This is a genomic window from Rhizobium sp. R339 (assembly GCF_002211395.1).
GTDB lineage: Bacteria > Pseudomonadota > Alphaproteobacteria > Rhizobiales > Rhizobiaceae > Rhizobium.
In genome coordinates, this window is sequence record NZ_LOKV01000005.1 from 47,948 (window position 1) to 67,979 (window position 20,032).

The 20,032-nt window shown below is 62.0% G+C and carries 23 protein-coding genes; 13 read left to right on the plus strand and 10 right to left on the minus strand.

What is annotated here, in order from left to right:
• The first annotated feature begins 7 nt into the window (after positions 1-7).
• Complete coding sequence (locus ATY76_RS09045; protein ID WP_088674427.1) at positions 8-1,213, plus strand: adenylate/guanylate cyclase domain-containing protein; 1,206 nt, start codon at positions 8-10, stop codon at positions 1,211-1,213.
• Between the two features lie 125 nt (positions 1,214-1,338).
• Entirely contained in the window at positions 1,339-2,172 is an 834-nt protein-coding gene (gene nadE, locus ATY76_RS09050; RefSeq protein ID WP_088674428.1) for an ammonia-dependent NAD(+) synthetase, read from the plus strand.
• A 12-nt stretch (positions 2,173-2,184) separates the two neighbouring features.
• Here the strand turns inward: nadE and ATY76_RS09055 are convergent, their stop codons facing one another.
• Entirely contained in the window at positions 2,185-2,868 is a 684-nt protein-coding gene (locus tag ATY76_RS09055; protein WP_088674564.1) for a glutathione binding-like protein, read from the minus strand.
• Between the two features lie 116 nt (positions 2,869-2,984).
• Between ATY76_RS09055 and ATY76_RS09060 the strand changes: the two genes are divergently transcribed.
• Complete coding sequence (locus tag ATY76_RS09060) at positions 2,985-3,605, plus strand: TetR/AcrR family transcriptional regulator (protein ID WP_088674429.1); 621 nt, start codon at positions 2,985-2,987, stop codon at positions 3,603-3,605.
• A gap of 13 nt (positions 3,606-3,618) precedes the next feature.
• On the opposite strand, the gene ATY76_RS09065 is transcribed toward ATY76_RS09060, so the two are convergent.
• Entirely contained in the window at positions 3,619-4,851 is a 1,233-nt protein-coding gene (locus tag ATY76_RS09065; protein WP_088674430.1) for a multidrug efflux MFS transporter, read from the minus strand.
• Positions 4,852-4,968: 117 nt separating this feature from the next.
• On the opposite strand from ATY76_RS09065, the gene ATY76_RS09070 reads away from it, so the two are divergent.
• Complete coding sequence (locus ATY76_RS09070) at positions 4,969-5,313, plus strand: nuclear transport factor 2 family protein (RefSeq protein ID WP_088674431.1); 345 nt, start codon at positions 4,969-4,971, stop codon at positions 5,311-5,313.
• 20 nt (positions 5,314-5,333) lie between these two features.
• Here the strand turns inward: ATY76_RS09070 and ATY76_RS09075 are convergent, their stop codons facing one another.
• The 3 genes from ATY76_RS09075 to ATY76_RS09085 form a co-directional block, all read right to left on the minus strand.
• The gene (locus tag ATY76_RS09075) at positions 5,334-6,065 is read right to left on the minus strand and encodes a sulfite exporter TauE/SafE family protein (RefSeq protein ID WP_088674432.1); all 732 of its coding nucleotides are present in this window, start codon (positions 6,063-6,065) and stop codon (positions 5,334-5,336) included.
• A gap of 61 nt (positions 6,066-6,126) precedes the next feature.
• Complete coding sequence (locus tag ATY76_RS09080) at positions 6,127-6,780, minus strand: class I SAM-dependent methyltransferase (protein WP_088674433.1); 654 nt, start codon at positions 6,778-6,780, stop codon at positions 6,127-6,129.
• Between the two features lie 195 nt (positions 6,781-6,975).
• On the minus strand, positions 6,976-7,302 hold the full coding sequence (locus tag ATY76_RS09085) for a hypothetical protein (protein ID WP_088674434.1): 327 nt from the start codon (positions 7,300-7,302) through the stop codon (positions 6,976-6,978).
• Between the two features lie 211 nt (positions 7,303-7,513).
• Here ATY76_RS09085 and ATY76_RS09090 point away from each other — a divergent pair, with 211 nt between their 5' ends.
• From ATY76_RS09090 to ATY76_RS09100, 3 genes are all read left to right on the plus strand, one after another.
• Positions 7,514-8,116 (plus strand): superoxide dismutase, encoded by a 603-nt coding sequence (locus ATY76_RS09090; protein WP_003569477.1) that lies wholly within the window; start codon positions 7,514-7,516, stop codon positions 8,114-8,116.
• A 199-nt stretch (positions 8,117-8,315) separates the two neighbouring features.
• Positions 8,316-8,993 (plus strand): HAD family phosphatase, encoded by a 678-nt coding sequence (locus ATY76_RS09095; protein ID WP_088674435.1) that lies wholly within the window; start codon positions 8,316-8,318, stop codon positions 8,991-8,993.
• 108 nt (positions 8,994-9,101) lie between these two features.
• Positions 9,102-9,947, plus strand: coding sequence for a metallophosphoesterase (locus ATY76_RS09100; protein ID WP_088674436.1), 846 nt, complete (start codon positions 9,102-9,104; stop codon positions 9,945-9,947).
• Between the two features lie 6 nt (positions 9,948-9,953).
• On the opposite strand, the gene ATY76_RS09105 is transcribed toward ATY76_RS09100, so the two are convergent.
• Positions 9,954-10,649, minus strand: a complete 696-nt coding sequence (locus ATY76_RS09105) for a YafY family protein (RefSeq protein ID WP_088674437.1) — start codon at positions 10,647-10,649, stop codon at positions 9,954-9,956.
• Between the two features lie 129 nt (positions 10,650-10,778).
• Between ATY76_RS09105 and ATY76_RS09110 the strand changes: the two genes are divergently transcribed.
• The 3 genes from ATY76_RS09110 (at position 10,779) to ATY76_RS09120 (ending at position 13,101) form a co-directional block, all read left to right on the plus strand.
• Positions 10,779-11,414: a LysE family translocator gene (locus ATY76_RS09110; protein ID WP_088674438.1), complete on the plus strand. Its 636-nt coding sequence runs from the start codon at positions 10,779-10,781 to the stop codon at positions 11,412-11,414.
• Between the two features lie 186 nt (positions 11,415-11,600).
• Positions 11,601-12,041 carry a cytochrome c gene (locus tag ATY76_RS09115; RefSeq protein ID WP_088674439.1) on the plus strand — a complete coding sequence of 147 codons (441 nt, stop codon included), beginning with the start codon at positions 11,601-11,603 and terminating at the stop codon, positions 12,039-12,041.
• Between the two features lie 145 nt (positions 12,042-12,186).
• Positions 12,187-13,101, plus strand: coding sequence for a cytochrome c (locus tag ATY76_RS09120; protein ID WP_088674440.1), 915 nt, complete (start codon positions 12,187-12,189; stop codon positions 13,099-13,101).
• 68 nt (positions 13,102-13,169) lie between these two features.
• On the opposite strand, the gene ATY76_RS09125 is transcribed toward ATY76_RS09120, so the two are convergent.
• Both ATY76_RS09125 and ATY76_RS09130 read right to left on the minus strand, forming a co-directional pair.
• Positions 13,170-13,799, minus strand: a complete 630-nt coding sequence (locus ATY76_RS09125; protein WP_088674441.1) for a glutathione S-transferase family protein — start codon at positions 13,797-13,799, stop codon at positions 13,170-13,172.
• A gap of 165 nt (positions 13,800-13,964) precedes the next feature.
• Positions 13,965-14,459: a GNAT family N-acetyltransferase gene (locus tag ATY76_RS09130; RefSeq protein WP_088674442.1), complete on the minus strand. Its 495-nt coding sequence runs from the start codon at positions 14,457-14,459 to the stop codon at positions 13,965-13,967.
• Between the two features lie 263 nt (positions 14,460-14,722).
• Between ATY76_RS09130 and dmeR the strand changes: the two genes are divergently transcribed.
• The 3 genes from dmeR (at position 14,723) to bla (ending at position 17,020) form a co-directional block, all read left to right on the plus strand.
• A complete protein-coding gene (gene dmeR / locus ATY76_RS09135; RefSeq protein WP_088674443.1) occupies positions 14,723-14,995 on the plus strand; it encodes a Ni(II)/Co(II)-sensing transcriptional repressor DmeR in 273 nt (90 codons plus the stop codon).
• Positions 14,996-15,020: 25 nt separating this feature from the next.
• The gene (dmeF, locus tag ATY76_RS09140) at positions 15,021-16,013 is read left to right on the plus strand and encodes a CDF family Co(II)/Ni(II) efflux transporter DmeF (RefSeq protein ID WP_088674444.1); all 993 of its coding nucleotides are present in this window, start codon (positions 15,021-15,023) and stop codon (positions 16,011-16,013) included.
• Between the two features lie 116 nt (positions 16,014-16,129).
• Complete coding sequence (gene bla, locus ATY76_RS09145; RefSeq protein ID WP_088674445.1) at positions 16,130-17,020, plus strand: class A beta-lactamase; 891 nt, start codon at positions 16,130-16,132, stop codon at positions 17,018-17,020.
• Between the two features lie 57 nt (positions 17,021-17,077).
• On the opposite strand, the gene ATY76_RS09150 is transcribed toward bla, so the two are convergent.
• Together ATY76_RS09150 and ATY76_RS09155 are read right to left on the minus strand one after the other, a co-directional pair.
• Positions 17,078-17,542 carry a hypothetical protein gene (locus tag ATY76_RS09150; protein WP_088674446.1) on the minus strand — a complete coding sequence of 155 codons (465 nt, stop codon included), beginning with the start codon at positions 17,540-17,542 and terminating at the stop codon, positions 17,078-17,080.
• Positions 17,543-17,609: 67 nt separating this feature from the next.
• Positions 17,610-19,949 carry a glucose/quinate/shikimate family membrane-bound PQQ-dependent dehydrogenase gene (locus ATY76_RS09155; RefSeq protein ID WP_088674447.1) on the minus strand — a complete coding sequence of 780 codons (2,340 nt, stop codon included), beginning with the start codon at positions 19,947-19,949 and terminating at the stop codon, positions 17,610-17,612.
• Positions 19,950-20,032: the final 83 nt, after the last annotated feature.

Below are 20,032 nucleotides of genomic sequence, written 5' to 3' on the forward strand. Positions count from 1 at the left end.
GAAAGCCATGACATCAGCGATCCATGCTCCCGATCTCGACCGGTCTCCGCCGAAGGCCACCGGCAACGCCGTCAGCACGGGCGCGCTGCTCTCGATCATCGAATGGCTCTCCGGCGACGAATGCCACGCGCTCGACGAAGCGGGCCTGGTGTCCGGTCTCGGCCGCAGGCTTCAGGCGCTTGGCCTGCCGGTCGACCGGCTGACCCTGCATCTGATGACGCTGCATCCCGAGTTCATCGGCCGCACTATCGCCTGGGCGCCGGGCGAGCCGGTCGAGATCCATGACCGCGAACACGGCGCCCGCGTCGCGATCGCCAATACGCCGCTGCGCAAGGTCATGGACACCCGCGAACCGCTGGTCGTCGGCGCCGGTGAAAGCGCCCACGGTCGCTGGCAGCATATCGATGTCTTTGCCGATCGCGGCCTGATGCAGCTCGTCATCGCGCCGCTCTGCAATGGCGAAGGCCCGGTCAGCGCCGCCGTGTTCGGTACCAGACGGCCGGGCGGCTTCACCGCTTCCGAGCGGCAGCTGATCGAACGTATCCTGCCGGCGCTGCGAAACACCAGCGAGTTGCGCACTCTTCGCCAGGTCGAACTCAGCCTCCTCGATACATATATCGGCCCGCTGACGGCCAGCCGGATCCTGGCCGGCCGCATCCGCCAAGGCGAGATCGAATCCATGCAGGCGGCCCTGCTGCTCTGCGATCTGCGCGGCTTTACCGAGCTGTCGAACCAGCTGCCCGGCAGCACCGTGCTCGGTCTGCTCAATGCCTATTTCGACAAGATCGTGCCGGCGATCACCCGCGAGGGCGGCGAATTGCTGAAATTCATGGGTGACGCTGTCCTCGCCTTCTTCCCGGGTTACGACGCCGCCCAATCCTGCGGTGCCGCCCTGGCATCGGCCGGCGCCGTCCTCGATGAGATCGATGATTTCCGATACGAAGGCGTCGGCGTAAAGGCCGGCATCGCGCTTCATTACGGCGAGGTCAGCTATGGCAATGTCGGCTCCGGCCGCCGCCTCGATTTCACCCTTATCGGCCGCGACGTCAATCTGGTCAGCCGCATCCAGACCGCCTGCAGCGAGCTCGGAGAGACCCTGTTGATGTCGAACCCATTCAGCCAGGAGGCGGGGGAGGAAAACGCGGTCTCTGTCGGGGCACATCAGCTGAAGGGTTTTGCAGAGCCGGTGGAGCTGTTTACGATTGTGCGGTAGGCGTGCTGCGGACCGCCCTGCCGACAGAAGATAGACGGGTTGCCCGATGAACAGGGTACCACACGTCTTTCTTTCCCCTATCTTCGCCGGGATTATGCATAGACTTCACAATGAGGAAAAGACCCATGACCGTGCTGTCCGACGAACAAGGCGAGATCATCCGCGAACTGGGCGTTGCCGCCGAGATCGATCCTGAGCACGAGATCGACCGCCGCACCGCTTTTCTCAAGGATTACCTCGTTGCGTCGGGCATGCGCAGCTATGTCCTCGGCATCAGCGGCGGTGTCGATTCGCTGACGGCGGCCCTGCTGGCCCAGAAGGCTGTGCGCGAGCTGCGTGACAGCGGCCATACGGCGGAATTCATCGCCGTGCGGCTTCCCTACGGTGTCCAGGCGGATGAGGCCGATGCTGCCAGGGCGCTGGAAACGATCGGCGCTGACCGCAATATGGTGGTGAATATCAAGGCGGCCGCCGATGCGATGCTTGCAGCCGCTCAGGGCGGCGGCCTTGCCTTTACCGATGCCGGCCGGCAGGATTTCATCCTCGGCAACATCAAGGCCCGCCAGCGCATGATCGCCCAGTTCGCCCTTGCCGGCGCGCTTGGCGGCCTCGTCATCGGCACGGATCATGCGGCCGAGGCGGTCATGGGCTTCTTCACCAAGTTCGGCGACGGTGCGGCCGATATCCTGCCGCTCGCCGGCCTCAACAAGCGCCGCGTCCGCCTCTTGGCAAAGCGACTTGGCGCACCTGACGAGCTGGTCTTCAAAGTCCCGACCGCCGATCTCGAGGATCAGCGGCCGCTGCGCCCCGACGAGGAGGCCTATGGCGTCACCTATGACGAGATCGACGATTTCCTCGAAGGCAAGCCGGTCGGCGAGATCTCCCGCCGCCGGATTCTTGCCGCCTATCGCGCGACTGCTCACAAGCGGGCGCTGCCGGTCGCCGTGAACGCTCTCTGATGACCGCCGCCGTCACGGCCGCACCGGTGAGCCGCTGCGTCCGGCCGAGGCGAGATAGGCATGCGGTGCGAAATAGACGCCATCGGCATCGAAGGCCTCCAGCTCTTCTATCTGCAGCGCCTGACGCACCTTTGGGCGCGCCGCAACACGGGCCATGAAGCCGTGCAGCGTCGGCCACTGCTTGAGATCGATGCCGGTCCAGGGCGACCAGTTCAGGCAGACAAAGAGATAGGCATCCGCTACCGTGAAGGCATCGCCGGTGAGATAAGGGCCGGCAAGACGGCCGTTCAGCCAAGCGAGCCGCTTCGATATCAGCCGGCGGATCTCCTCATGCACGCTCGAATAAAGCGGATTGAAGAGCAGCACCATCGGCTTGTGCAGTTCGGCGGTGATGAAGTTGAGATAGGATTGGATTTCGTTGCGGCGGAAGTCGCCGGCCGGCGGCAGCATGGCTGCTCCATCGGGCGTGCTGTCGGCAAGGAACTGCGCGATCGCCGGTCCTTCCGTCAGCACCTTGCCGTCGTCGAGCACCAGCGCCGGCACATAACCGTTGCCGTTGATGGCGAGAAAATCCTGGCCGTCGCTCGTTCTATGGGTTTCCCGATTGACCTGCACCAGTTCGATGTCGAGCCCCAGTTCGCGGCAGATGATGTGCGGCGAAAGCGAGCAGGCTGCGGCGTGCATATAAAGTTTCATGGCGGATCTCCTCTCCGATGCAGGCGCTTCATGCCGCCCGCCGATGGCGTTGAACATTTGTACTGTTTCGCATAAAATGACCTTCGTCAAGAATTTAATGCGGAACGGTACAGAATATGAAGGATGAGAAGAAGCGCGGCCGGCCGAGAGGTTTCGACGCGAAGACAGCGATCGCCAAGGCCCGGGAGGTCTTTTGGGACCGGGGCTTTGCGGCCGCTTCGCTCGATAATCTCAGTGCGGCGACCAACTTGAACCGCCCGAGCCTTTACGGCGCTTTCGGCGACAAGGAGGATCTCTATCTCGATACGCTGGAGGCCTATCGGCAGGACGGCATGGATGTGCTTGCCGAAGCGCTCGACCCGTCATTGCCGCTCTGCGACAATCTTGCCCGCGTCTATAGCGGCGCGCTTGATATCTATCTGCACGGGGAAATCGCCGCCCGCGGCTGTTTCCTGATCGGCACGGCGACGGCCGAGGCGATCCAGCATGAGCGCGTTCGCGAGGTGCTCGGCCGCAGCCTCAACGATTTCGACGGCGAGATCGAAAAGCGCATGCATCTGGCTGTGGAAAGGGGCGAGCTGCCCGGGGACGCCGATCCGCAGACGCTCGCAAGGCTTGCCTCCGCCATCATGCATTCGCTCGCCGTCCGCGCTCGCGCCGGCGACAGCCGCGAGACGCTGGAAGCGATCGCCCGCTCAGGCGTCGAGCTGATTTGCGCGAGCGCCGCGCGACGCTGATAAGACATCGTCCTCAGGCGGCTGCGGTTTCCGTTTCCCTCGGTCGCACCAGCCACGCATAGGCGGCGCCGGCGAGAAGCAGCACGGAGGTGCCGAGGAAGACCGCCTGCATGCCAATATGCCCGCCGATGAAGCCGCCGAGGATGGGGCCGGCCACCTGGCCGACATATTGCGAGGAGATGGAAAGACCGAGAATACTGCCGGCGGCGCTATCGGGCACGCTGTGGCGGATGACGGCCGCGATGCAGGGCAGGAGCCCGCCGAGCGCTGCGCCCATCAGGAAACGCAGGAGGATGAGCTGCCAGGAGCTGGTGACGAAGGCCTGGGGGATCAGCAGCAGTCCGGCGACGGCGAGCGCGCCTGCGATGACAGGCCAATGGCCGATCCGGTCGGCAAGCTTTCCGAGCCACGAGGCGGAAAGGATGCTGCCGAGCGCTGCGGCTGACATGACGAGGCCTGAAATCATCGTCACTCGGCTTTGCTCGGGCACGATCTGCGCGACATAGACGGTGATGATCGGCTCGATCGACATGTTGGCGAACATCAGGAGCATGCCGGTCGCCAGCATGGCGATGACAGGCCGCCTGTCGGCAACGGATTTCCAGCCGCCGCTTGCTTTTGCGGCCTGTTTGCGGGCCGGGGACTTTTCCTCCTTGATCAAAAACGCCGTCGCGAGAAAGGCGAGGAAGATCATGCCGCCGGCGGCGAGAAATGTGCCGCGGATGCCGATGATGGGCGGCAGCGCCCCGCCGACCAGAGGGCCGACGAGATTGCCGGCCATGATGCCGGAAGACAGAACGCCGAGCGCCCAGGCCGAACGATCCTTCGGCGTCTGCGTCGCCACCAGCACCATCGAGCCGGAGGCATAGCCGCCGGCAAGCCCGACGAAGAGGCGCAGCGCCACCAGCTGCCAGACATTGCCGGCCATGCCCATCAGCGAGATCGCCAGCGTCATGCCGAGGCTTGCGCGCACCAGCATCAGCTTGCGGCCGTAGATATCGCCGAGCCGCCCCCAGAGCGGCGCGACGAGGGCTGCGGCGAAGAAGGTGGCGCCATAGGCGATGCCCGACCATTGCACGATCGCCGCATGGTCGCTGACGCCGAGTTCCTCGACATAGAGCGGCAGGAACGGAAGCAGCAGCGTCATCGCCACGATCGTGGTGAAGGAGCCGATCAGCGAGATGGCCAGATTGCGCTTCCAGTAAATCGAGCCGGACCTTGCGGCGTCCCATTGCGTGTCTGTCATTCCTTGCCTCGGCATCGAACCTGTGGCGCAGTTGCGCCGCAACCTGGATCATCTCAAATAAAAGTGCTAGAACATAACCGATTGCGATACGCAATCGGTTAATCGGAGGACATCGCCTTGGACGCCATGGACTCATCCCGCGAGCGGATCGTCCGCGATCTTTACGCCGCCTATCTCGGCGACCGCAAGGATCTCGTCGGCGCCATGCTGACCGAGGACTTTACTTTCTCCAGTCCGCGCGACGACCATATCGACCGGGCTGCCTATTTCGACCGTTGCTGGCCGAAGGAACCGCTCTTCCGCGATATCGTGATCGAGTTCCTGGCGGTTGGCGGCGATGAGGCGGTGGTCCGCTACCGCGCCGAGAAACTCGAGGGTGGCAGTTTCCACAACATGGAGAGCTTGCGCTTCCGCGGCGAGAAGATCGCGTCGGTTGAGGTCTATTTCGGCCGGAATCTGTAACCGGGCAAGGCGGCCACGCGTTACAGGAGCCGGATCGCCGAAGTCGCGATGATGATCATCGAAACCGCCACCATCAGCGGCCGCACCGGCAGCCGTTTGACGAGGATGGCGCCGAAAGGGGCGGCGATGACGCCGCCGATGATGAGGCCGATCGCCGAATTGAGTTCCGACCAGCCGAGGGTCACGACGAAGGTCACGGAAATCGTCAGCGTCACCGCGAATTCGGTGAAATTGGTCGAACCGATCACCCGCTTCAGGTCGTGGCCGCGGCCGACGAGCGTGCTGGTGACAATCGGGCCCCATCCGCCGCCGCCGATCGCATCGAGCACGCCGCCGCAAAGCCCGACCGGCGGCACGGCCCAGTCACGCACCTCGCGCTGCAGCGGCGGGCGGAAGGCCTTGTAGAGGATCAGCAGTCCGATCGCGACCAGGTAGGCCGACACGTAGGGTTCGATCGTCTTGCCGTCGATATTGACGAGCAGATAGGCGCCGATCGCCCCGCCGATCATGCCGGCCGGCGCAAGCCGCGCCACCAGACGCCAGTCGACGTTGCGATGGTAGGCATGCGAGAGCCCTGACGCGGCGGTCGTGAACATTTCCGTCACATGCGTCATGGCGCTGGCATTGGCCGCCGGCACACCGAAGGCGAGAAGGCTCGTCGTAGAAAGCACGCCGAAGGCCATGCCCAGTGCGCCGTCGACGATCTGTGCGCAGAAACCCACGACGATGAAGAAGAAGAAATCCGATGTCATGCAGTCCCCTCGGACGAACGGTAGCATCAGAACATGCGACGCGGGAAGAGAAGTTTCGGTCTCAGGCGGCAAATCCGCGCTGCTTCAGCCGGACGATCTTGAAGAAGCCGTTCGGAAAGACCGGCAGGATATCGGCAGCAGCAAAATCGCCGCGGCGTTCGGCCCACGCAAGGATGCGGTGGATGCGAAAGGCGGAGGACCAGCCGATATGGCGCACCAGCGGCGCCACCGCCGCCTCGATCCTGCCCTGCAGGCCGGCGCCGTCGCCGAGCTTGCTTGCAAGAATGATCTCGCCGCCCGGCCGCAGCACCCTTGCGCATTCGTCCAGCGCCCGCTCGGGGTCGGGGATGAGGGTGATGACGAAAGGCAGGCAGACCGCATCGAAGGACCGGTCGGCAAAGGCGAGCGCATGTGCGTCCATCACCTCCAGCGCCTGCACATGCTGCAGGTTTTCACGCCTGGCTTTTTCGCGGGCGCGGGCGATCATGTGTTCGGAAATGTCGATGCCGGTCACCCGGCAGCGGCTGGGATAGTGCCCGAGCGTCAGGCCGGTGCCGACGCCGATCTCCAATATGTCGGTGCCGGCATCAGCGGCGAGTGCGGCAAGCTTGCGGTGGCCGTCGCGCAATATGCCGCGATAGACGCGGTCATAGACAGGTGCCCAGCGCTGATAGATTTTCTGCTGATCTTCCGCGCTGTTGCGAAGCTCTGACATCCGGCACCTCCCTACCGCATAACCCCGAAAGTCCGAATCGGTATCCGGAAGTTACGCGCCATTTCAAGCAAATTAGAGTGCCTCGTGCGGCCGGCCACAACGTCCGGCGCTCTAAAGCCCAATCTTCAACTCCTAAGAGTGGGTTTCGGTTCCGTCAGTACATGACGCAACGGCATCAAACCGGTGCGGCGGCTGCTATTTTGCCGGTGTGAACCCAAGCTTCCCGGCGTCCAGCTCGCTGCCGATCTCGACGGTCTTCTTTTGCTTGTCGTACACACAGATCTGGGCGACCAGCCCCTTGGCGCCTTTCGGCTTGCCGGTCAGCAGGGCGAGCCCGTAATGGGACGTGCCGAAAGGATCGACGGCAGCGACGGGTTTCTCGATTGCGACCGCCGCCTTCTTGCATTTGGCTTCCACGTCGGCGGCAAGCTGCTGCCAGGCCTCGTCGGAGGAGGCGTGCGCGGCGCCGGCAGCAGAAAGAAGCGTGGCCGCGGCCAGAAGCTGGATTATATTCCTGTTCATCTCGGTTCTCCATTTATTGAGCAGCTGACGAAACCATTTCGCGGCGGGTATGTCAGGCGATTTGCAGGCGCAATTCCAACCCTGCAACTGAGGCAAATTTTCCTCCGGTTGATCGTTTTTTGATATTTCGCCGGTTGCCTCTCCCACGTTCCCCTCCTATGTTCCGGCTCACCTGCCGATGACGCAATCTATTGCCAAGAGGAGACCTGACATGGCTTTCGAATTGCCTGAACTTCCCTATGATTACGAAGCGCTTGCTCCCTTCATGTCGAAGGAAACGCTGGAGTTTCACCACGACAAGCACCATAAGGCCTATGTCGACAACGGCAACAAGCTCGCCGCCGAAGCCGGCCTTTCGGATCTCTCGCTCGAAGACGTCGTGAAGAAGTCTTTCGGCACCAATGCCGGCCTCTTCAACAATGCCGCCCAGCACTACAACCACATCCATTTCTGGAAGTGGATGAAGAAGGGCGGCGGCGGCAACAAGCTGCCCGGCAAGCTCGAAGCAGCCTTCGCCTCCGATCTCGGCGGCTATGACAAGTTCAAGGCCGATTTCGCCAACGCCGGCGCCACCCAGTTCGGCTCCGGCTGGGCCTGGGTTTCCGTCAAGAACGGCAAGCTCGAAATCTCCAAGACCCCGAACGGCGAAAACCCGCTCGTTCATGGCGCCACCCCGATCCTCGGCGTCGACGTCTGGGAACACTCCTATTACATCGACTATCGCAACGCCCGCCCGAAATATCTCGAGGCCTTCGTCGATAGCCTGATCAACTGGGACTACGTCCTGGAACGCTACGAAGAAGCCACGAAGTAAGCGGCACCTGCTTTTGAGTTCTGCACCCGGCGCCCAAACGCCGGGTGTTTAGTTTTTTGCGCCTGTCGCGAAATCTTTAAGTTTTGAGCGTCCAAAGATGGATCATCTGATACGCGCGAATTTCCGATTTTGGTGACAGCTGTGCTCCTGTTTCACCTTTCCACACGGCTTTGTTATGCCTCTGTCGTATCGTCAACGGATGAAGCAGCTTCCATTCAAGCCTGAAGCCGTCCTGTTCGACATGGACGGCTTAATTTTCGATACCGAAGCTTTGTATCGGGACGCAGTTATCAAGGCCGCTGAGGAAGAAGGGTTTAACATCCCAGTGTCCGTCTATCTGGAAACGATTGGATTACCCAGCACGTCGGCCAGAGCGCTTTTGGCCATGCACATTGGCGGAGAATTTCCCATTGAGGACTTGTGGAAACAAGCCTCAGATCGGTTCCGGACGATGGTCGCAACAGAGCTGCGCCTCAAGCCTGGGGTCATTGAAATATTGGACTGGCTGGAAAAAACTCAACTTCCATGGGCCATCGTCACCTCCTCAGACCACGACACAGTGCTTAGCCATCTGCTGGCGGTGAATCTGAAGGATCGCTTCATGCACATCATTGCCCACGGAGACTACACCGCGCCGAAGCCTCATCCAGAGCCGTATCTGAAAGCCGCAAGCCGATTAGGGGTGAACCCGAGCCGGTGTGTTGCACTTGAGGATTCTCGTAACGGTGTTCTTTCGGCGTCCAGTGCCGGTCTGATGACCATAATGGTGCCCGACCTCGTTCAACCAACGCTGGATATTCAAAGTCTCTGTGCATATGTCGCACCAGATTTACATGATGTTCTTGCTGTCTTGATCGATAGGCTTCAGGCAAAATGAGCACGTCGGATCTGCCATCAACGTCGGCGATCTCGGCAGCTGACGCAGTTCGATCATGCGTTGGGACACCGTCACATCCCTGTCACCGGCCGCTCCTAATCACGCCTCATGTCTTCTTCCGCTCTTCCCCTGTTCCGTTTCGGTATCATCGCCGACCCACAATATGCGGCAGCCGCGCCACATGCGGCGATGGACCGCTATTACGCCAACAGTCTCGCCAAGGTCGCCGAAGCGATCGAGGTCTTCAACGGCTGCGAATTGAGTTTCGTCATGACGCTCGGCGATGTCATCGACCGCAGCTTCGCAAGCTTTGACGATATTCTTCCGGTCTATGGAAATTTGAGGCACGAGGCGCTGTTCCTGCTCGGCAACCACGATTTCTCGGTTTCCGAAGGGCATCTCTCCGAAGTCTCCGCGCGCTTGGGCATGCCGTCGCCCTATTACAGCTTCTCGCGTCATGGCTGGCGTTTCGTCGTGCTCGACGGCAACCAGGTCAGCATTTTCGCTCCGCCCGAAGGCCATCACCACCGTGCCCTTGCCGCGCAGATGCTGGCGGAGCTGCAGGCCAGGGGCGCCCGCAATGCTCACCGCTGGAACGCGGCGCTGAGCGACGAGCAGTTCGCCTGGCTTGGCGATCAAATCGCAAGCGCGGCGGCGGCCGGGGAAAAGGTGATCGTCATGAATCACTATCCGGTCTATCCGCCCGGCGAGCATGGCATGTGGGACAGCGAGCGCATCGTCGCGCTGCTCGCCTCGCAGGGCAATGTCGTCGCCTATCTCAACGGCCATGACCATGTCGGCAATTATGGCGTGGCCGGCGCCTGTCACTTCGTCAATTTCAAGGGCGTGGTCGACACCGAGAAGCAAAACGCTTTCGCGATCGTCGAAGTCCACGCCGACCGCATCGAAATCCGCGGCTTCGGCCGTGAGGAGAGCCGGACGCTGTCCTACTAAGCCGCATCACACCGGCACGGCCTTTTCCATCCAGCCGCTGGTCCAGAGTTCCCGCAGCCTGTCGCCGTCGCCTTTGAAGAAATCCTCGGCTGCCGCGCAACGCTCCACCCGGTCGCTGCGGAAATTGCGGATCGCCTGGCGCAGCTCGCACCAGGCGACGATGTTGGCGGTCTCAGAATAGTAGATCAGCGCGATCGGTCGGATCGTCCTTTCGGTCGCACGGCCGAGTTCGTCACGGTAGCCGAGCTCGAGCTTGCGTTCGTCGCGGATCGCGCGCCGCACGATTGCAAGATCGAGCCCGACAGGCGGCTGGGCGATCGTGCCCCAGGCATAGAGCGCTTTATTGTCCATCGCCTGGCGCAGCGGTGCCGGCACGGCCCCGGCGATCTTTTGATTGACGCGGCGGGCGGCCTGCTTGAGTTCCTCGTCGGCGGTGCGTTCGAGCAGCGCCAGCGACAGCACGATCGCCTCCATCTCCTCGATCGAAAACATCAGCGGCGGCAGATCGAAGCCCGGCCGCATGATGTAACCGATGCCGCGCCCGCCTTCGATCGGCACCCGCATCGCTTGAAGGGCCGCGATGTCGCGGTAGATCGAGCGAACGGTCACCTCCAGCGCCTCGGCCATCGCTGCCGCCGTCATCGGCTTTCTCGCCAGCCTGAGGATCTGAATGATCTCGAAAAGCCGTGAGGCCTTGCGCATTTTCCTGACTCCGCTCCCAACGCTCCTGACAATACACTGTCAGTTGGGTTTCGCTATAGAGCCGCCTATCGAATTGAAATCAATCACAGTCTTTCAAAGATCCAGAAAGACGCAGGGCGGACAACTGACATGAACTACCATGAAAACCTCTGGCTCTTCTTCACCCTTCTCTTCGGCATCATCATCGTGCCTGGAATGGACATGCTCTTCGTGCTGGCCAATTCGCTGACCGGCGGTATCAAGCGCGGCCTGGCGGCGACCGGCGGCATCATGGCGGGCGGCGCCGTCCATTCGGCCTATGGCGCGGCCGGCGTCGGCATGCTCGTCACCATGCTGCCACAGCTTTTCAACGTTCTGCTTTTTGTCGGCGTCGCCTACATGATCTGGATCGGCATTTCGCTGATCCGCAGCTCGATCACCGTCGAGGCGATCGGTCCGGGAACGGCACATTCCAGCTGGCGCGCCTTCCGCCAGGGTGCAGTCACCTGTCTCGTCAATCCGAAGGCTTATATTTTCATGTTTGCGGTTTACCCGCAGTTCCTGAGGCCGGAATACGGTCCGGTCTGGATGCAGGGCCTGATCATGGGCGCCATGACTGTCGCCACCCAGTTCGCGATCTACGGCACACTCGCAATGACGGCCGGGCGCAGCCGTGACCTCTTGGTCGCAAATCCCGACGCCACGGCTCTTGTCGGACGTTGCGCCGGATTGCTTCTGGTTGCAGTCTCCGCGCTTAGCCTCTGGCAGGGCTGGAAGAGCGCCTGAGCCTTGTTGCCTGTCATCGGAAAGCGCGTCGCATGAAGCAAATTCGACGCGGCGCACTTTCGCTGCTTATCACATTGTTTTTATGGTCATCCGGCAAAACGTGACCACCTGGACGCATGGATTTTGTCATGCTCCCGGTGCAGATTGGCCACCGGCCGTCCCGGCCGAGGAAAATGGAGAGGAAATATGAATTGGAAAGCAGTAGCTGCCGCCGCAGCGATGGCCGGCATAGCCTTGGGTGCGGTGAACGCCGCCGACGGCACCCATGATTCGCGTGTGGCGCTGATGAAGCAGATCGGCGGCTCGACCGGTGCGCTTGCAGCGATCGCAAAAGGCGAAAAGCCCTACGACGCCGAGGCGGTGAAAATGGCGCTGACGAAGATTGCCGCTACATCCAAAGTCTTCCCCGACCAATTCAAGCCGGATAGCGACAAGAGCGATCCCGGGGTGAGCCCGAAGGTCTGGGAAAACATGGACGACTTCAAGGCTCGCGCTGAAAAGCTCTCCACCGATGCCGAAACGGCGCTTGCCCAGCTCCCGGCGGATGCCGCTGCCGTCGGCGCCACCCTCAATACGCTCGGCGCCAATTGCGGCGGCTGTCACAAGGCCTATCGTCTCAGCAAGTGAGCGATAGGCCGACCGAGCAATTCCAGCGGAAATGCTGCGGATAACCGATCCGCGCCGGCCTTGCCGCCGGCGCGGTTCACTTTATCTCCGCGCACGCGTCGCGGAATTGACCGGCGGGAATTGTCATTAAAGGGGGAGGCGGTGCATGGTCCGCAGGTTCATCCGAGTTCTGCTCTGTCTGATTGGCGTCGCTGTCCTCGGCGGTGGCGCCTTCTATCTCGTCACGGCTCCCGATCCTCTGCCGGAGAGCCATTGGACTGGTCTCGGCGCGCCGGACACGGCAAATGGCGAGATTGTCTTCTGGGCGGGCGGCTGCGTCAGCTGCCATGCCGCGCCCGGCTCGGAAGGTGATGCCAAGCTGACGCTTTCAGGCGGGCTGGCGCTGAAGAGCCCCTTCGGCACCTTCCACGTGCCGAACATCTCGCCGGATGAAAAAGCCGGCATCGGCGCCTGGACGCTTGCCCAGTTCGGCAATGCGATGAAGCGCGGCGTTGGTCCCGATGGCCAGCATCTCTACCCGTCTTTTCCCTATGGCTCCTATGCCCGCATGAGCGACAAGGACGTCAACGATCTCTTCGCTTTCATGAAAACCCTGCCGAAGAGCGCAAACGTCACACCGCCGCATGAACTGCCATTCCCCTTCAACATCCGGCTCGCGCTCGGCGGCTGGAAGTTCCTCTATTTCAACGATCAGCCGCGCGTGGCGCTGGCAAGGAGCGACGACAAGGTCAAACGCGGGCAATATCTCGTCGAAGGCCCGGGCCATTGCGGCGAGTGCCATACGCCGCGCGATGCGCTCGGCGGCTTCGAGGCCAATATGTGGTTGGCCGGCGCGCCGAATCCGGAAGGCGAGGGCCGCATACCCGATATCACACCGGCCTCCAAGAGCATAGGCAGCTGGAGCGAAGCCGATATCGCGAGCTACCTCGAAACCGGCTTCACGCCGGATTTCGATAGCGTCGGCGGCTCGATGGTCGACGTGCAACAGAACATCGCCCATCTGCCGGCCGCCGACCGCGAGGCGATCGCGGCCTATCTGAAGGCTGTGCCGGGGAAGTAGGGCTTATCGCGGCAAATTGTGCAGCGGTTCTGCGGCCGCTTCATTCCGGAAGTCGATCTCGATCCTGTTTAGAGGGACGTGGGACCAGGCATGAGATCATAGGGGTGGCGCCAGCCGGGCATGCTGCTGATACGATCTTTCCAGGCTGCGATAGCCGGAAAGGCGCTGTGATCAATTCCGGTATTCTCCGGCATGAAGACGTAACCCGCCAAAGAGAGATCTGCGATCGTCAGCCGGTCGCCGACCATAAAGGCCCGATGGGCTAGGTGTTCATCAACAATCGCATAGGCAGCTTTGGCTCTCATCCTCAAAAACTCGACGACGGGCGTCTCGCCGCTCTTCTGGAGGCCATACATGAACCGCAGCGTCGCGTAATAGCTGGTGAATTTATGATTGTCGAAGAGGATCCAACGCATGATGTCGCGTCGTTCTTCGGCTGTCTGCGCCCCAAAATGGCCTGTCACCTCTGACAGATAATCCAAGATAATCCCCGATTGGCTGATCTTCGTTTGCCCATGTTCGAGCACCGGCGCTTCGCCCTGTTCGTTGACAGTTTTTCGCCATTCTTCATTTCGCGTCTCGCCGCCCAGATAATCGACGAAGATGCTTTCCCATTCGATGCCGGCAAGTGCAAAAAAGAGCGCGACCTTGTAACAGTTTCCAGAGAGAGCGAAGCAATGAAGTTTGAAATCAGGCATGAAAGCTCCTTAGGCGATTGAATAAAGTGTCAGCAGTACCGAAGCGAGCTCAGGCCGACTCGACCGGAACCGTAGAAATCTGAGATATGCCGCGCTTGAGCTGGCAAGGATAACAGACAGCTCCCCCTATCGAGCCAGGCAAGCAGACCTTCGATGCATTCAACCCTAAGCGATCGACTGCATGTAACGCATGCCCGTCACGGGGCGCGGCGTGAAATCCATTTGTTCGTAGAATCGATGTGCCAGCACGTTTCCGGTCGCTGCGCTGACGGAAAGGTAGCCGCAGCCGGCATTGCGCGCGGTCTCGCGGGCGCGGTCGACGAGCAGCTGGCCGGTGCCGTGGCCGCGATGGCCGTCGCGCACGAAGAGATGATGTAGGTCCATGCCGCGCTTGCCTTCCTGCGCCCTGTAAAGCGGCACGAGAATGGCGTAGCCGATCAGCCCTTCGCTGGTTTCCGCGACCAGCGCATGGATCCAGGGCAGGGGGCCGAACAGATCGCGCTCCAACTGCTCCGGTGTCGTGCCTGAGGGGTCGCCGTGATGGGCGGCCAGCAGGGCGATCATCTCGTTGAGCTCGGGCAGGTCGCGCGGCTTGGCGGCACGGATCGTCACCACCGACGGGCGCATCAGTGAAATTTCGCTGTCTTCGATTTCGGTCATGGTCTTCGCGTCCTTTGATATTCTGCCGTCAGGACGCTGCCGATACAACAAAGCCGCCTGACGGCGGCTTGTTGACAATATGATCTGTCCAGCCGCCCTTTACAGGTACATCCAAAAATACGAGCGGCTCTGGTGCGCGTTCTTGATCATGGGTCATCAATCGTCGCAAACGCGGCTTTTGTCAATGGCGGATCAACATGCAAAGGCATCGCCCCAATTTTTCCGCTTGATAATATACCCCCCTATCCTATAGGAAGCCGGCCATGTCTCACACCACCCTGCAGAAGAAGAAGCTCATCGCCCGCATCAACCGCCTCAAGGGGCAGATGGAAGCGGTCGAGCGCGCACTCGAGGCCGAGCGCCCATGCGGCGAAATCCTTCAGCTCCTCGCATCGGTGCGCGGCGCCTTGACGGGGCTGACCGGCGAGGTGCTGGACGACCACCTTCGCGAACATGTGCTGAATGCCGAAAACGATGCGGCCAGGGCGGAAGCGGTTGAGGAAATATCGGAAGTGCTGAGAACCTATATCCGCTGAGTGTTTCGCGTAGAAGGAGCCTGCAATGAGTGCCGTGATCGAGAAGGCTGGAATGGAAGCTCTGGAACATGATCATGTTTTCCTCGGCGCCGATCACGCGGCGAACGAGCGGCGTATCTGGCTGGTGATCGCCCTGACGGCTGCGATGATGGTGGCCGAAATTGCCGCCGGCACCGTCTACGGCTCCATGGCGCTCGTCGCCGACGGCTGGCATATGTCCACCCATGCCAGTGCCCTGCTGATTTCGGCGCTCGCCTATCTCTTCGCCCGAAAGCAGGCGCGCAATCCGCGTTTCACCTTCGGCACCGGCAAACTCGGCGATCTCGCCGGCTTCGCCAGCGCCATCGTTCTGGCGTTGATTGCCTTGTTGATGGCCTGGGAAAGCGTGCTCCGCCTGACAAATCCCGTGCCGATCGGTTTTGCCCAGGCGATCGCCGTGGCGGTCATCGGCCTTGCCGTCAATCTTGCCAGCGCCTGGTTGCTTGCCGGCGGTGGCCACGCCCATGGTCATCATGCGCATCACCAAGGCCACCACCATCACGCTCATAGCGGCCACGATCACCACGGCCACAGCCACGAGCATCACGGAAAGACCGGCGACAACAATATCCGCGCCGCCTATCTGCACGTCATCGCCGATGCTTTGACTTCGGTTCTAGCCATTGCCGCGCTGACGCTTGGCAGCCTCTATGGCTGGCTGTGGCTCGATCCCATCATGGGAATCGTCGGCGGTTTGGTGATCGCCAATTGGTCCTGGAGCCTGATGAAAGCTTCGGGCGGCGTCCTTCTCGACGTCATGCCCGAAGGCGAGACGCTGCCGGCGGAAATCCGCGAGGCCATCGAGACGGAGGATGACAAGATCACCGATCTGCATGTCTGGCAGGTCGGCCCCGGCCATCATGCCGCCATCGTCGCCGTCATCACCCCGCAGCCGCGCGATCCGACCTTCTACAAGGGCAGGCTGTCGGCGCTCGAGGAGTTGTCGCATGTGACGGTCGAGGTCACGCGCGCCGCGTGACAGGTGCGGCGGACGGCAGGCTTGCGGTGGTCGGATGAAAAGACGAAGTCGCCGCGTCGACGAGATCCCGCCGCAATCGCGCCTTAGCTCTGTCCGCCTCACCGCCGGAGGATTTCATGGATCTCAACCTTACCCGCCGCATGCTGATCGGCTCGGCCTTCTGCCTGCCTGCGCTTGCCCTTCCTGTCAGGGCTCAGGAAACGAGCGAGGGGGGTGACGACAATGTCGAGCGCCGCCTTGCCGCGCTGGAGAAACGCACCGGCGGCCGGCTCGGCGTGTCGGTCCTCGACACCCAGACGAGCATCACCTTCGGCTATCGCGGCAGCGAGGCCTTTCCGATGTGCAGCACCTTCAAGGCGCTGGCTGCAGGCTTCGTCCTTGCCCGCGTCGACAAGGGCGATGAGAGCCTCGAGCGGCGGGTGAGCTACGGCAAGGAGAAGCTCGTCGACTATTCTCCGATCAGCGAAAAACACGCAGGCGCGGACGGCATGACGATCGCCGAACTCTGCGAGGCGGCGGTGACGGTCAGCGACAACACGGCCGGCAACCTGCTGCTCGAAAGCTTCGGCGGACCGCCTGGTTTGACCGACTGGCTGCGCTCGATCGGTGACGGCACGACGCGTCTCGACCGCACCGAGCCCACTTTGAACGAGGGCAGGAAAGGCGACCCACGCGATACGACAACACCGGATGCCATGCTCGACACGCTCGGCAATCTGACGCTCGGCTCGGTCCTCACGGAAACCTCCTGCAGCAGGTTGATCGCCTGGCTGGTGGCAAGCACCACAGGCAAGGAGCGGCTCAGGGCCGGTCTGCCTCAGGATTGGAAAGTCGGCGACAAGACCGGCACTGGCCAGAACGGCTCGCTCGGCGATATCGCCGTCATCTGGCCGCCGGATCGCGGCCCGATCGTCGCCGCGGTTTATATCGCCGAAGCGACCGCGCCGGCGAAGGATCTCAATCCGATCTTCGCCGAGGTCGGGCGGATGATTGTCGAGATGGTTTGAATAAAAAAATGCGGCGGAGAGAGCCTTCCGCCGCATGTGAAGTTCGGTTTCTCCCGATCAGGTCGCGGGAACGTCCTCTGCCGTCTCGGTGCCGTCATCTTCGACACCTGCCATCTCGCGCTTGATCTGCTCCGCGATTTCTTTCTCGATCGCAGCGCGCTGATCGGCGGGCATTGCGGCGAGATCGGCTTCGGTGAGATCGTGCTGCTCGAGATAGCGGGCGCGGATATATTCCGCCGGCGTCATGTTGCCCCATTTGGAGAATTCGTCGACCAGTGAGTCGTGAGCAGCCTTCGCTGCCGCTTCTTCGTCCGAAGGCGGATTGATGTAAGGGCCTTCGCTGCTTTGAAGGGCCCAGATGGTATTGGCGATCGACGGCGGCGTGCTGCTCGGTTCGAGTGCCGGTCCGCCACCCCGCGCCGTCGAGGCGAATTCGGTGGTCTGCTGATTCCTGGATTTGGCCGGCTGATCGAAAAGACCGCCCACTCCGTAATAGTTGCGAAGACTGCTGCTGATTTCCATGAAAAATCTCCCCGAAAACGGGGAGATCATGGCGCCGCAACCCTGCCTAGAACTTGTGGGATGCCTTTCAAGGAAGCGTATAGGCGATCACATAATCGCCGGGCTTCGTGCCGACCGACCCGTGGCCGCCGGCGACCATGACGACATATTGCTTGTTGTCATCGGTCGTATAGGTCATCGGCGTCGCCTGGCCGCCGGCGGGAAGCCGTGCTTCCCAGAGCTGCCGGCCATTCGTCACATCGTAAGCGCGCAGGTAATTGTCGACCGCGGCTCCGAGGAAGGCGACGCCGCCCTTGGTCAGCATCGGCCCGCCGATGCCGGGCACGCCGACTTTGAAGGGCAGGGGCAATGGCGTCATGTCGCGCACGGTGCCGTTCTTGTGCATATAGGCGATCTTGCCGGTGCGCAGGTCGACGCCGGCGACATAGCCCCATGGCGGCGCCTGGCAGGGGATCTTGAGCAGCCCGAGGAACGGCCCCATGAAGACGCCATAGGGTGCGCCGTCATTGCGGTTGAGCCCCTGTTCGCTGCCCTTCTCGTCCTGGCCCTTCGGCGGAATCTCGGCGGCCGGCACCAGGCGGGAGGTGAAGGCGAGGTAGGTCGGCATGCCGAACATGATCTGCCGCTCCGGATCGACCGCGACGCTGCCCCAGTTGAAGGTGCCGAAATTGCCGGGAAAGACGATGGTCCCTTCAAGCGAAGGCGGCGTGTAGCGGCCCTCGTAACGGTAACGATGGAAATCGATGCGGCAGGCGAGCTGATCGAACAGCGACACGCCCCACATGTCCTTCTCCTTGAGCGGCTCGGGCGAGAAGGTGAGATCGGAGATCGGCTGCGTCGGCGACGTATGATCGCCGGAGATTGCTCCGCCGGGTGCTGCGATTTCCTTGACCGGAATGATCGGCTCGCCGGTGCGCCGGTCGAGCACATAAATATCGCCCTGCTTGGTCGGCCCGACGAGGGCGGGGACGACGGTGCCGTCCTGCTTCGTCAGGTCGATGAGCGCCGGCTGGGCCGGAACGTCCATGTCCCAGAGATCGTGATGCACTGTCTGGCGCACCCAGCGCAGCTGACCGGTGGCGATATCGAGCGCGACGATCGAGGACGAGAACTTCTCGACATTTTCGCTGCGGTTGACCCCGAGCTGGTCGGGCACCTGGTTGCCGAGCGGGATGTAGACCATGCCGAGGCTCTCGTCGACGCTGAGGACCGACCAGCTGTTCGGCGAGTTGGTCGTATAGGTTTGGCCCTCGGCAAGCGGCGTCGTCACATCAGGATTGCCGGAATCCCAGTTCCAGATCAGCGCGCCGCTATTGATATCGAAGGCGCGTATGACGCCGGACTGCTCCTCAGTCGAATAATTGTCGTTCACCGCCCCGCCGATGACGATCTTGCCGGCCACCGCGACCGGCGGCGAGGTGGAATAATAATAGCCGGCCGGATTGTAGCGCATGCCGGCTTCGAGATGCAGCACCCCTTGGTCGGCAAAGCCGGTGCAGACCTTCCCGTCCGCAGCATCGAGCGCAATCAGCCGGGCGTCGGAGGTCGGCAGATAGACGCGCTCGGCGCAGGGCTGGCCGGGGGCGGCTGCAGGATCGGCATAATAGGTGACGCCGCGGCAGGTCTGGTGCTGCCGGTTGGGGTTCATCCCGGAATTGGAATCATATTTCCATTTCTCCTTGCCGGTCTTGGCGTCGAGCGCGATCGCCCAGTTATGCGGCGTGCAGAGATAGAGCGTGTCCTTCACCTTGAGCGGCGTCACCTGATAGGTTGTCTCGCTGATATCCTCCGGCCGCTTGACGTCGCCGGTCTGGTATCGCCACGCCTCCTTGAGGGTGGAGACGTTATCGACGTTGATCTGGTCGAGCGGCGAATAGCGCTGGCCGAAGGGGGTGCGGCCGTACTGATGCCATTCTCCATCGGGGACGCCGCCGCCGAAGCCGGGATTGGCCGCGACCTGATCCTTCGGCAGATCGCCGGCGAGATCGTGCGGGTCCGTCGTCATCGAATAGAGAGCGACGAGGATGGCTAGGATCACGGGCAGGGCGAGCGGCCAGGGATTGGCGCCATAGGTGATGCCCGTCGGGCTGCGAAAGCCAAGGGGCCGGCGGATCCATGGCGTCAGCAGCCAGATTCCGAGCAGGATGATCACACCGCCGCGCGGGCCGAGCTGCCACCAGTCGAAACCGACCTCCCACACCGCCCAGACAAGTGCCGCGACCACAAGCACCGCATAGACCCAAAGCGCCACCGCCTTGCGCATCAGCAGCAGTCCGGCGGTGATAAGGAACATCAGGCCTGCGAACAGATAAAAGAAGCTGCCGCCGAGCGTGACGAGCCAGAGCCCGCCGCCACCGAGCGTAAGCCCAATGATGATGAAGAAGATCGAGGTGATGACGATCGCCATAAGGCTGTCTCCCGAAAAGGTTTAGCCGGGGTGGAGGAACGGCGGAAAATCCCCGCCGATCAGGCAGGTAGCGCAAGAGAGAC